Origin of the sequence: uncultured Thiohalocapsa sp. (assembly GCF_913063425.1) — a bacterium.
GTDB lineage: Bacteria > Pseudomonadota > Gammaproteobacteria > Chromatiales > Chromatiaceae > Thiohalocapsa.
The window spans coordinates 1-12,558 of sequence record NZ_CAJXYK010000082.1 but is presented as its reverse complement, the minus strand read 5'-3'; the positions used below and the strand labels follow the sequence as shown (position 1 = coordinate 12,558).

General features: G+C 62.8%; 5 protein-coding genes. 1 reads left to right on the top strand and 4 read right to left on the bottom strand.

Features of this window, described 5'->3' with window-relative positions; translation table 11 throughout:
- Nucleotides 1-257 (bottom strand): sugar phosphate nucleotidyltransferase (locus QZ607_RS24675; protein WP_295888569.1); only part of this gene is annotated, 257 nt, incomplete at its 3' end.
- A 339-nt stretch (nucleotides 258-596) separates the two neighbouring features.
- Nucleotides 597-2,591, bottom strand: a complete 1,995-nt coding sequence (locus tag QZ607_RS24670) for an ABC transporter ATP-binding protein (protein WP_295888566.1) — start codon at nucleotides 2,589-2,591, stop codon at nucleotides 597-599.
- A 613-nt stretch (nucleotides 2,592-3,204) separates the two neighbouring features.
- Here QZ607_RS24670 and QZ607_RS24665 point away from each other — a divergent pair.
- Nucleotides 3,205-4,212 carry a hypothetical protein gene (locus QZ607_RS24665; RefSeq protein WP_295888564.1) on the top strand — a complete coding sequence of 336 codons (1,008 nt, stop codon included), beginning with the start codon at nucleotides 3,205-3,207 and terminating at the stop codon, nucleotides 4,210-4,212.
- A 201-nt stretch (nucleotides 4,213-4,413) separates the two neighbouring features.
- Here the strand turns inward: QZ607_RS24665 and QZ607_RS24660 are convergent, their stop codons facing one another.
- Both QZ607_RS24660 and QZ607_RS24655 read right to left on the bottom strand, forming a co-directional pair.
- A complete protein-coding gene (locus QZ607_RS24660) occupies nucleotides 4,414-8,115 on the bottom strand; it encodes a S8 family serine peptidase (RefSeq protein ID WP_295888562.1) in 3,702 nt (1,233 codons plus the stop codon).
- A gap of 612 nt (nucleotides 8,116-8,727) precedes the next feature.
- Nucleotides 8,728-12,225, bottom strand: a complete 3,498-nt coding sequence (locus tag QZ607_RS24655) for an autotransporter-associated beta strand repeat-containing protein (RefSeq protein ID WP_295888561.1) — start codon at nucleotides 12,223-12,225, stop codon at nucleotides 8,728-8,730.
- Nucleotides 12,226-12,558: the final 333 nt, after the last annotated feature.

The window sequence follows — 12,558 nt, the reverse complement described above, 5'->3', positions numbered from 1 at the left end:
TGGACCTCCATGCTCTGCCGACGAAGGTCGAACGTCACATTGGACATGTGCAAAAAGTAATTGGCAAAGTACTCCTTGATGACATACTGTTTGTAGCCACAGCAGATAATGAAATCGTCAATGCCATGAGCGGAGTAAATTTTCATGATGTGCCAAAGTATCGGCTTCCCGCCAATTTCCACCATCGGCTTCGGCTTAAGGTGAGTTTCCTCCGAGATGCGGGTGCCAAGTCCGCCGGCGAGGATCACAGCTTTCATGACTTCGAAGACCTCAATGCTCTTCAGGACTATGCACTAATGAGTGCGCCCATTATTGCCCATCCATGGCCAAAGTCTGCACGAGAAACAATACGCGTATTCCGCTTCGTTTTAGCTTCGGCGGCTTGAGACCCCAAAAAAAGCGGCGCATCGTACCCCCAACGGAAACGCCGATTTAATCGTGGCGTTCCTACTGCGCAACGATGCCGCCGCTGCGCCAGCAACGCAAACCGGACAGGCGCCTGTTCTTCACACCTTTTTAAGCACCGCCGCCAGCTATGCCTCCCTGCTTGCAGCGCAGGCATAAGGGCGAAGCGACGTACCCGCAGAAGAACTGCATCAGAGCGATTGCATTGCCACCAAGCGGCCGAACTTCGTGCCCTGTCGATCCCGCAACTCCTCATACTCGCCGTCCTCCACCAAGCGCCCTTTGTCGAACACGAAGACATGATCGACATTCTTAATCGTGGATAGCCGATGGGCGATGATAACGACTGTGATTTTTCCACGAAGCGCGTCGATGCTCTCCTGGATTGCCGCCTCTGAATCCGAGTCCAAGGCGCTTGTGGCCTCGTCCAGGATCAGAAGCTTTGGCTCCCTGAACAGTTCGCGAGCGATGAACAAACGTTGCCGCTGCCCGCCGGAAAGCCGCACCCCGCGGTCGCCAACCAGTGTCCTATACCCGTCAGAAAGCTCCTCAATGAACTCTGACGCATGCGCCCGATCCGCTACTTCTTGGATTCGCTGCATCAGGCCTGCGTCCGTTCGGAAGTCTCCAGCCCACATGCAGATGTTGTTCGCGATGCTGTCGTCAAAGATGACGGTTTCCTGAGACACGTAACCGATCTGCTCGCGCCAACTGGCGCGCACGGTGTCCGCCCCGGCGACGCCGTCAACGAAGACCTCGCCCTGTTGCGGCCTCAACATCAACGTGATCAGATCAGCAATGGTGGACTTGCCTGCGCCTGACTCCCCGACCAGAGCCACCGAAGTTCTGGCTTTTATGTGCATGCTGACGTCCTGCACGACGGCACGCAAGCCCGGTGCGTAGCTGAACCGCACGTTGCGCAGTTCGATGCCGTGTGTCAACGGCGGTAGTGTCACATGACCGTCAGGCTCCCGCTCGCGCTGCTGGTTCACGAACTCATCCCGAACGAGCTCTACGCCACCGATATGGGAAAGCGCGCTTTGCCAATTTTGCTGCACGGTCATAACCGCGTTGAACCCGCGATAGAACAAGACGATCGCAACAATGATGGGCGCAAGGGGCTGCTCGAGGAGGATCACTTGGACGCCCATGACGGCGGTAATGAACAGCACCGCAGCCGGCTCGCGTACAGCCCGTGTGAAACTCGTCGCAAGCCCATTGCGCAGCTCAAAGCCCACCAGACGCTTTACGGATTGATCAATGTGCACAGACATCTTCGGCCCCTGTGCGGTAGCCGTAAGATACTTGAAGGACTGTACGGCCTGGACCAGCAGCTTAGCAAGGATTCCTTGCTCCTTGGACGTGGCCCGGGAAATCTTGCGAACGTAGACGTTGAGCTTTCGGAAGATCACGAACAGGACGATCCCGAAGCCGACTGCCATCATGCCGAATGTCCAGGCTACGATAAACGCCGCACCCACGTAAACCATTACCATCACGAGTTGCGAGCCCATGTTGGTCAGCGCGAGGAATGACGAGAGAAGCTTGCTGATCTGGGCGTTGACGATATTGGTGAAGTAGCCCGTGTCGCGACTCGTATAATAGCCGTATTGCATGTGGCTATACGCATCGAACAGGCGAGTCTTGACCTCCCGCAGCAATTGCGCGCGCAGGTAGTCCGTGTAGCCCAGCGCGAAGAGCAGAACGAGCCCCTTGAGTACGAAGGTAACAGCGATGAACGTAAGGATCGACGCCGTTGAGTCGACCACTCCTAGCGGCCCGAAGGCCTCCATGATCCACGATGTCATGCCATCTTGATTTGGCGCTCCGTCGCTGCCGAGCACACGCAGGAGTGGAAGCAGCATCATGATGCCAACGGCTTCGAGCGCGCTTGCCACGAAGCTGAGCAGGAACACGAGGTAAAGGCGTCGGCCGAGGTAACTGCGAAACAGCCCGAGGTAATGGGGAATATCCCTGACGGGGTTTCGATCGTCGGCAGAGGTCGTCAATGTCGTGCTCTCGTTGCTGCCAGAGGTTTCTCGCTTTAAACCAACTGCCTGCGAGCGAAATTGGCGCTTGGGGCAGTGATCTTGTCGATGCGTGTGGGTGAGCATAAACGCTGCCGCCGCAGGCGCGCAGGAACTCCGCAAGTTGGCACGACGCCACTCGGCGATCTTGACGGCCACATACTCCTCAGGCCGTGGCCCAAAAAGCTGGCAGGGCTTTACGCTCCGGCGCGACAGGCACTTGCACATGCGGCGCTTCAGACGTCGGCCCAAGCGCCCGCGCTGCATGCGCGCAGTGCCCCACTACGCAGCCTGTGCAGTGTAACGCACGGAGTGCGCCGATGGGAACGCACGGCGGTAACCCGACGCACCCGTCCGGGCGACCTCTTGTGCTAGGCTCTCGGGGCTGGAGGCCGCAGACTGCGGAGTATACCCTGCCATCGAGGTTTGGAGCAGAAGCGCAGTCGCATGAGCTCTGTGAGCATCGATGTGCGACCAAGCTCGCCGTCACACACATCGGCATCGCGATGAACGGATGATTGGAGCAGTGATCAGCAAGCGACGCTGGCCAGCAGTCGGAAGCGGGCCTGAGACATTCTTTACCAGTACCCTCGCTGACACGGGCTTAGGCCTTTTGTAGGACCGGGGCCAAACTCCGCGCGCGCGGAATGCCGACATGTCTGCGATTGTCGTTCGGCAACGCCTGTCCGATACCGTTCACCCCCCAACTGGTGCGAAGGCGCGACTGGACACGCCGCAAAGAAGCGTCTATCACCGAGGAGCCAGACGGACAATGAGAGTTATCCTGGACATCGGCCTGCCTAAAACAGGTTCTAAGGCACGGCAGACTTTCCTGCTCAATGAAGCCGAGCGCTTGCAGGACGAGGTGCTGCTGTACCCACACGCGGGGCGAGACTGGGTATGGCATCGCCCCCTTTACGAAGCCATTACTGCCGGCGACCAAGTGACGCTTGACAAGCTGAAGGACGAGCTTCGCGCGGCTGAAGGCAGATCCACGCTGGCGGTTCTGTCCTACGAAGGGATGTATGACCTCGATGCCGAGCGTATCCAGGTTCTTGGCTCCCTCAGTGACGATGTTCAAGCCGTGGTTTTTCTGCGCCGCCAGGACCAACTGGTCAATTCCTACTACAACCAGCAGCACAAAGGACACCGGGTTTCAATCAACACGTTAGAGGCCTACGAGGCAACGATGCTCCAGAGATCGGACAGCTTCGATTACCGCAACGTGTTGCAACGCTGGATGCAGGTCCTTGGTGACGACAAGGTCAAGCCGGTCCTGTTCGACAAGGGGCGATCGTCCGTGTTGTCCTTTTTCGAGGCGGCGGGTGTTGCCGTGGATACGTTAGGCTACGAGGAGACTTATCCGAATCCGGCCATCGACGAGTTTGGGCTGTCGGTGCTTCGGGCGGTGAAGGGGTTGGTTCAGGACTCGCATCTGCTCGCAGAAGCCGTACGTGAGGCGCATACGACGCTAGCCAGCCACTTTCGGACCTCGCCGAGCGCGACAGAAACCTATCTGCTGACGTTTGCGCAACGCGCGCAGCTTATGCAGCACTATGAAGAGGGCAACGAGTGGGTCAGGCACCGGTTCTTTCCGGAGCGGGCCAGCCTGTTCGAGCCATTAAAGGAAGGGGTGGCCTGCGCCATCGACCCGCAAGCGGGAAAGGAGTTGGCCCAGCAGATAGTTCAACGCACGCGGGAGCGGCACGCGGAAAAGGGCAAATCCGGCCGTCTGGTGGCCAAGATCGGACGGGCGGCGCGCCGCGTGTTTGGGCGGTGATCGGCCGGCCTGTCGTATGCAGCGGCAGGCCAATGGACCCGCACTCGCTCACTGCCGCTGCCCAGGGATGTCCAGGGCGGAAAGTCGTCGACACGTTGCTGATCAACTGACACGTTGCTCATCAAATGATCAGTGAGACTTCCCCCCGGTACATCGTGCACCGCAGGGCAGTGCTTGCCCTGCGCGTGCGCCGTCGAGCCGCTAGTGGGCCAGTCCGCTGTAATCCCAAGTGGCGCGGCCGTCGTAGAGGCTGAACGCCATGCCGTCGAGCTCAGTACCCTCAAGACCCAGCAGTGCTGCCGATACTTCCAAGCGCACCCACTGCCCACTCGGCGGCAAGGCACCCAGCGGCATCCATTCCGTCGTCCCGCTGGTGAAGCCCCAATTCGGGTGCTGCAGATCCTCGCCCCAGTACGCCCGGGCCCAGGTGCCAGCTGTCGTCTTGAAATGCAGCGCAAGGGAGCGCGGCAGGTTCGCCGGGTCTAGGTAGACATAGGTGAACAGCATATCACCCGCCTCGACGGCCAGCGCCTCTGTCGTATCCTTGAAGCCGTGGTGGTGAATGCCCGCGGCAATCGCCGAACGATGCGCCACCGTACCCGAGAATGCAACAGGATCAGCCCCCTGCCATGACCAGCCTTCCTGCAGCCCGAAGGTCGACGCCCCTGCCGGCAGACCGTCTTCGATCCACACGGTCTCCTGCTGCGCCTGCGCCGTGAAGTCCTGGTTTGCCTGATCCACCGCCACGTCTGTGAAGCTCAGCTGCGCCGGCGTGAAGTCGTACCCAGCGAGCGTCGGGGCCAGGGTGCCGGACCAGCCGGCGGCCACCTGGCAGCTGTACAGGCCGGCCGCATCCGTCGTCGTGCAATCCGCACCGCTGACAGTCACACCGCCCAACGGTTGTCCGTCGCTCTGCCGGGTCACGGCACCGCTGATCGCAAGCGCCGGCTCCGCTGCCGGCCGCGCCACGCCGGTGTAGTCCCAAGTCGCTCGGCCGTCGTAGAGACTGAAGGCCATGCCCTCAAGCTCACTGCCCTCCAGGGCCAGCAACGAGGCCGGCACCTCCAGCCGTACCCACTGTCCACTCGCCGGCAGCGCACCCATCGGCATCCACTCGGTCGTGCCGCTGGTGAACCCCCAGTTCGGGTGCTGGAGGTCTTCGCCCCAGTATGCCCGCGCCCAGGTGCCGGCCGTTGTCTTGAAGTGCAGCGCAAGCGAGCGCGGCAGATTGGCCGGATCGAGGTAGACATAGGTGATCAGCGTATCACCCGCAGCCACGGGCAAGGTCTCCGTTGCCCCCTGGAAGCCGTGGTGGTGGATGCCCGCGGCACTCGCTGACTGATGCGCGGTGCTGCCGGAAAAGGCCGCCGGGTTACTGCCCTGCCACGTCCAGCCTTCCTGAAGCCCGAAGGGCGACGCACCCGCCGGCAAGTGGTCTTCGATCCAGACGGTCTCCTGCTGCGCCTGGGCCACGAAGTCTTGTGCGCTCTGATCGGTTGTGACCTGATTGTATTCGAGGGAGGCCGGCTCAAAGCGATAGCCGGATTCAGCAGGGGAGATGGTGCCAGACCATCCCAGCGGCACGATGCACGAGTAGAGGCCGTTGGCGTCCGTTTCCTCGCAATAGGTCTCGCTGCCCGCACCGATCAGGACACCTGCCAGCGGGGTCGCGGCCTCCACACCATTGAGGCCGTCGCCGTCCGAATCGATCAGCACTTGGCCGCTCAGCTCAACCGTATCCACCACGGTGACCGAGAATGCTTGACTTGAAGTATCCCCGGTGCCGTCGTGCACCGTTGCAGTGAACGCAAACTGGCCGCTCTGCGTGGGCGTTCCAACAACCTCGCCGGTGCTGGCATCCAGCGAGAGACCTTGCGGCAGACTTCCGCCGGTGACAGTCCACGTATAGGGCAGCGTCCCACCCACCGCAGCCAGCACCTTGAGATACGGCTGGCGGACGTATCCAGTCGGCAGCGCTTCCGCGCGGATTGCCACATCGGCATTGACCAGCTCGAAACGTACCGCGTCGGCGAGCAGCCTGCCGCCAGCCTCGTCCGCCAGCTCGACATAACCATCGGCGCCCGCGGGGAAGTGGTACAGGCCGACCGACTCCCAACGGCCCGCCCCACCCGTCTGATCGATCATTTGATAGTCGTTACCGCTCGGGGAGACGATCTCCACGTCGATGGCGGCGCCGGCATCAGCGAAACTTGGCCAGATGAGCGAGACACGATAGAAGCCATCCTGCGGCAGGTCAGGCGTGAAACGGATACGGTTGGTAGCTGCGGTGTCGCCCCGCAGGGCCTCACCGCCATAGGCGAATCTACTGGGGACGGAGGTCGCGGATCCCGCGATGACTGCCACTTGGTCGCCGTTCAGCGTCTCATCGACAGTCACGGTCACCGGCAGCGGGCCGTCGAGTGCGGCCAAGCCGGCTTGAACATCCAGCCGCGGCACCTTGAAATCACCGGAGTACATCTCGGCGCCGGTTTGCTGCAGAGCGGCGATTAGATTATCAACCGTCGCATCCAAACCGAATGCCGCCGTTTTCTGCCGCAGGAGCGCCATCGCACCGGCAACATGCGGCGCAGCCATAGAGGTTCCGCCAAGCCGTGCGTCGTCGTTCCAGGGGTAGGCCGACGTCACATTCTCGCCCGGTGCATGCAGGGTCATGGCCGGCGATTCGTTGGAGAAACTGGAGATCTGATCGCTGTCATTCGTGGAGCCGACGCTGATGACGGTCGAGATGCATCCGGGGGAGGACAGGCCGCTGGAACTGCCGTTGTTGCCCGCCGCGACCACCGTAGCAACCCCAAGTTCGCGCAGCTGGTCCACAACTGTCTTGACGCCCGACTCCCAGCTGTCGCAGGTCGCTGTGCTGATGTAGACGCCTGAGCCGAGGCTCATGTTGACCGCGGCGATGTTGCGCGTGGCGGCGAGCTGCAGGACGTACTCCAGGCCGCGGATGATGTCGGAATCATAGGCGCCGATCAGCTCATAGGCGGGATCACTGTCCGTATTGCGGCCGATGAACACGTTGATGGGGATGATGCCTGCGCCAGGGGCGACGCCGACCTCGCTGCCATCGCCGGCGGCGATGCCGGCCACATGCGTGCCATGGCCGCACTGCGGGCCACAGGGCTCGGCTGCGCCGATGCCGCAAGCAGAGTCCGCCTGTACATTGCCCTCGGCATCTGTGCAGGGGGATACGTCATCGGGGCAGAGCGATTCATCGAACAAGAAGAGCGGGTTGGAGAAGCAGGCCGCGGTCTCGGCGCGCACATTGCCCGCCAGCATGGGGTGGTTTGTCTGGACCCCGGTATCGATGATGGCGACGTCGTAGCCGGTGCCGTCCCAACCGAAGTCGTGTGCGCTGTGCCCACCAACGACAGACAGCGTGGAGGTGAGCTGGGTCTCGTTGAAATCGTCCGGCGTCACGGCGACCACGTCCGGCGCGGACAGGAGCTCGTCCAGCAGCGCGGAGTCTGCTTCCACCACCATCAACGGCAGGTAGTTGAACTCACGCACCTGACCCGGTGCGAGATTGTGGCGCGCAACGAACGCGCGCTGCGCCTGCCCCACCGCCTTGCGCCGCTGCGCCAGCTGATTCGTGGGCTCGAACTGCAATGCACCGCCGGCGTTGCCCCGGGCCGAGGGGCGCGCCTTGACTGGCTTGAGCGGAGGCAGCCCGGCCTCGGACAACTGGACGATCACACGAACAGCGCCTTCGGCCTCGGCCGACTCTCTGAGCGTCGCGTGTGCGGCCCCTTGGGCACGCGGTCCAGCGTTACCAGGTTTGCTGGGATTCAGGTTCCCAGGTGGCAACGCCTGCGCGGCGGAGACGAGTGCCAACAACAATCCCACCGCGGCAAGCCGCAGAGTGCGCCCGTTCTGTGCGTTCATCAGAGGTCTCCCGTTGCTGCTCCAGCGATTCGATCCATTGTTCTTTTCGGTTAAGGATCGCTGGACGGGGCGCCGCCGGCTGGGATGGACCTCACAGCCGGATCGCTTCACGCGCGGGCGCTTTCAGAACTGTGATGCCGTGCCGGTTGGGGTGCGCGGATGCGGCCGACGCGCATAGGTTCTGCGCACGCCCTGATGTCGACTTGGGGTGGCTCAGCGCACGGGGCCGCCGCGGATGCAGGCGCTGCGGCGGACAGCTCACAGTCGGCGGCCGCGGGTGCTCGTGAATCAACAGGGCGGCGTGGGTACGCTCGGCTGAACCGCCGCCATGCCGCTGCGCCCACTCGCGATGGGGTCAGGGCCGACGGCCGCCTGGCCCAGTTTGGGAACGGCGCTCCAGTTGGCCCGCTTCTCCAGCCATGCTGGGCATGGTCGTTTCCGGCAAGACAATAGGCCGCGCGGATTCGGCGCGGGCCCGGGTGTTAGGCGGGTGCCGGCTACCGCCGGTCATCTGCTCTGTAGACCTGCAAAAAAGACCCCACGCTGGGGCGGGGGTCTTACGGAGGCAGCTTGACGGAGACTAGTGCCCGCCTAGGCGTGAAGCCGTCTTCATTACAACGATGCCCAAGCCCGGCGCCGGAGGTGGCGGTGGCCACCCCAGACCAAGGCGCCCAAGCCGATCAGCGCCAGCGGCGCAGGGGTCGGGATGGGCGTGTCGCGAACCAGGGCGATTTGGTTGTCGTTTTCGCCGTAGGCGTAGTCGATGCTGTAACCGTCCAGCGGGTCCGGGTTGATGCTGGCGAAACTCGAGCCCGTGAGACTGCCGTAGGTCGCGAAGATGTATACGTTCTGATTCAAGGTGCCGACGATATCGAGCGAGCCGGCGGTGATGTCGAAGTTACCGCCGATGGTCAGGCTGTCGATCATTGCGCCGGACACATCAACCTGAAGCAGGCCCTCCAGGTCAAGGAGCCCACTGACCTCAAGGTCGCCGACGGTGCCGAAGTCCCCGGCGCTGATGCTGGAGCTGCTGGCGGCGACGATATCACCGTCGATCAGGCCGTTGCCCTTGGCCTGATCGCCGCTGTTGAGATCGAGTGAGCCCAGCGAGTCGACATCCAGCTCCGCGTCGTTCAGCACCTCGTAGACCATGTTGCCGGACAGGTTTGCGCCCGAACCGAGCGTCAGAATACCGCCCTGCGAGGAGATGGTGCCGCCGGTCGACCTCAGATTGTTGGCGGTCCAGGTGCTGTCGCCGACTTTGGTCAGGTTGTCGACGGCACCAACGCCGTCCATTGTCACGGCATTGGTGCCGTCGGTGCTGTCTCCACCGAGACGGAGCGTCGTGTTATCCCCGGCCGTAAGCCCGGTGGCATCGACATCGTTGATCGTCAGCGTGCCGCCTTCGGACGTGATCGTGTACGTCTCGTCGGTCGCTGCAGTGTCGACCAGGTTGACCTGGGTGATTGTGTTGTCGTTGGCAACGTTCTCCAGGTGAACACCGGTGTCGGTGCGCCCGTAGAGGTTGAAGACCTCGGCGACGCTCAGGTCACCGGATGTTGTGCTGCCAAGGCTGACCTGCCCCCCGGACGCCTGCACATCGGTCTCGCCGGAGCCGCCAAGGGCAGCGCTGTTCTCGACGATAATCTCACCGCCCGTGATGTCCACCGTGCCGACGCTGTTGGAGCCGCGCAGCGCAAGGGAGCCGCCGGATATGGCGATGTCGTCGGAGGTCAAAGACCCTTGCACCGTGTTCGTGCCGCCCTGCACAGAGAGGGTCGGCGCGGTACCGGTGAGGCTCACAGCACCCGCGAAATCCGCGGTCCCATCGGTCAGGGTCGCACTGTCCGCGCTGGCATTGCCGTCGACATCCAGCGAGCCGGAGTTGCTCAAGTCCGCAGCGCTCAGATCACCGCCAATGGTGGCCGTGCCGGAGTTGATGACATTGCCGCCGGCGCTGAGGTCGGTGGCGACATCGAGCGTGCCGGAGTTGCTCGCCGCATTGGTGACGGACAGACTGGCGCCTGCAGTCACTGTGCCGGCGTTGTCGAGGCTGTCCAGGGTGCTGGAGGTTCCGGTGGACGAGTTGAAGTCGGCCGTCGAGCCGCTGGCGACGCTCAGGCCGCCGACGGTTGCGTCGCCGCCGACATCGAAGGAGCCGTCGGTCACGGTCACATTGCCACCGCTGCCCAGGTTGCCGCCGATACCGACCGAGCTGCCGCCGTCCACCGTGACGTTGCCGAGGGAGCTGGCGTCGTTGGTGATCGCGACGTCGCCGCCGTTGGCGGTGACATCGCCGGCGGAGGTGACCGAATCGGCGCCCAGGCTTCCCCCCGTGACATCCACGCTGCCACCGATGTCGATGTCGCCCACGCTCTGGCTGTTACCGCCGGTCTTTTCCACGCTGAGCACCCCACCGGTATCCGTGATGGAGCCGGCGTAGGTGCCGTCGTTCCCGTCGTCGTTGCCAAGCGTCAGGGTCGCTGCGCCGATGCCGGTGTTGTCGACGGCTGCGCCGCTGTCGGTGCCGGACAGCACACTGATGGAGGCGTCCTCACCGTTGACGTCGATGGTGCCATCGACGTTGAAGGTGCCGGACTGTGCGGTCGCGTCAATGAAGCTGCCGCCCAGCTGCTGCAGCACTGCACCACTGGCGACGGATACGTCTCCCGTGGTCGTCAAGGTGCTTTCGAGGGTCAGCTGACCGCCGTCCACGCTTACGGAGTCTGCGGAAGCACCGCCGCTCAGCGTCAGCGTGCCGTTGCCGTCCTTCGTGATCGCGTCAGTACCGTCGTCCAGCGTGATCTGACCGGCGACCTCGATGTCGCCATCGCCGAGGAAGTTCAGCGAGTCGTCGTTGCTGCCGGTGTCCGTGGTCGCGCCGTTGATGCTCAGGGAGCCGCCGGACGCCGCGCTGATGTTGAAGTTGTCAGTGGCGTTGGCGCCATCCACGAGTGCGACGTTGCCGTTGACCGCGCTGCCCGGGTCCGAGGCAAGGAGGTGCGACGTCAGGTCTGACTTGCCCACCAGAGTGAGGTTGTTGAAGATCGTGGCCGGGTCGAGCTCCAGGGTGCCGCCGCTGATGCTGACATCGCCGGTGCCGAGGGCGTCGTTGTCGGTGATCGTGAGGGTGCCGCCCTCGATGCTGGTGCCGCCGGTGTAGGTGTTGGCGCTTGAGAACTGCTGGGTGGCAGTGCCGGCCTTGGTGACACTGAGCGTCCCGGCTCCAGCGCCGTCCTGGATGGTGCCGGTGAAGTCGTTATTGGTGCCGCCTTGCACGGTCAGCTCGGCATCAGTTCCACTGGCGTTCTCGACGGTGCCATCGCCGGCGAGGCCGGCAATGGTGTTGTTGAAGCCGTCCAGCTCGACCGTATTCCCCGAATTGACGATGATGTCGCTATTCGGCGAGAGGGTTCCGGCGCCGCCGGCGCGCAGGCGTACCTCGTTATTGTTTGTCGTGATGAGCTCGGTGCTTCCGCTGTAGTCGTTGTTGGGATCGATGAGGACAATCTCGCCCGCGGTCTGGAAACTCGACTGGAGAGTCAGGCCACCGCTGCCTGTGATCTGCGACTCGACGTTGATACCTCGCGCGCCGGCCACTGCATTGAAATCGTTTGTGCCCTGCAGCGTGATCAATCCGTCTAAGGTCGCGCGGCCGTTGAAGCCGACGCTGACTGTGCCGTTATTAAGCACCAGGCCGCCCGATCCGCCCACACTGTTAACAGTAATCACGCCACCGCCCTTAAAGGCGAAGAGACCTCCATTCACCGTCAGCTGGTCGCCCGCGAAGGTGTAGTCGTTATTGTCAAGGGGCGTGTTGATGCGGTTGGCACCGGTTTCGTAGTCGTTTCCCGCGACAGGCTGTGCCCCTCCCGGCCAGTTGTCTCCAGAGTTGAACGACGACTCGGTCGTCGGGTCATCAGTCCCGACCATGGCGATGGCGGAGACGTCGGCACTTCCCAACGCCGCAAGAAGCGCAATGACCGAGGCGGCCGGCGCAGAAACCGTGCCCCAGCGCCTCGAGGACCCGTCCACGCCGCGATACACCCGTGCCCCGGACGCCCCCGAGCTGCGTGCCCCCTGAACCAGTTTTTCTGCCGCTTTACTCATGTGAATCCCCAGGCGTAGAGCGCGTTAGGCCTTAAAGAAAACTGCAACCAAAATTTCGACGCTGATGTGCTTTCGCGGCCTGGACCCGAGCGAGGCCCAAGGCGCATGGCGCGAATCTGCTCGTTGCTCCGCAGGTAAGCAATCCTGGTGCCATACTTGAAGACGTACCAGACTATCAGGGGCTTACTGAGTTGCCAGGCGACTTCCACTTAGGCTCTGGGACCGAAACTGTAAAATTTCCTGACGCCCCAGCGACGTGACTGCCGCGAACAGGCCGCCTCTTCCGGCAAGCCGCTGCCTGTACTGAGGTGACATGGATGGGCATTGCGCGTT

Excerpts from the sequence above, each read along its gene's own strand:
- QZ607_RS24665 (WP_295888564.1), top strand. The coding sequence starts at position 3,205 with ATGAGAGTTATCCTGGACATCGGCCTGCCTAAAACAGGTTCTAAGGCA.
- QZ607_RS24660 (WP_295888562.1), bottom strand. The coding sequence starts at position 8,115 with ATGAACGCACAGAACGGGCGCACTCTGCGGCTTGCCGCGGTGGGATTG.
- QZ607_RS24655 (WP_295888561.1), bottom strand. The coding sequence starts at position 12,225 with ATGAGTAAAGCGGCAGAAAAACTGGTTCAGGGGGCACGCAGCTCGGGG.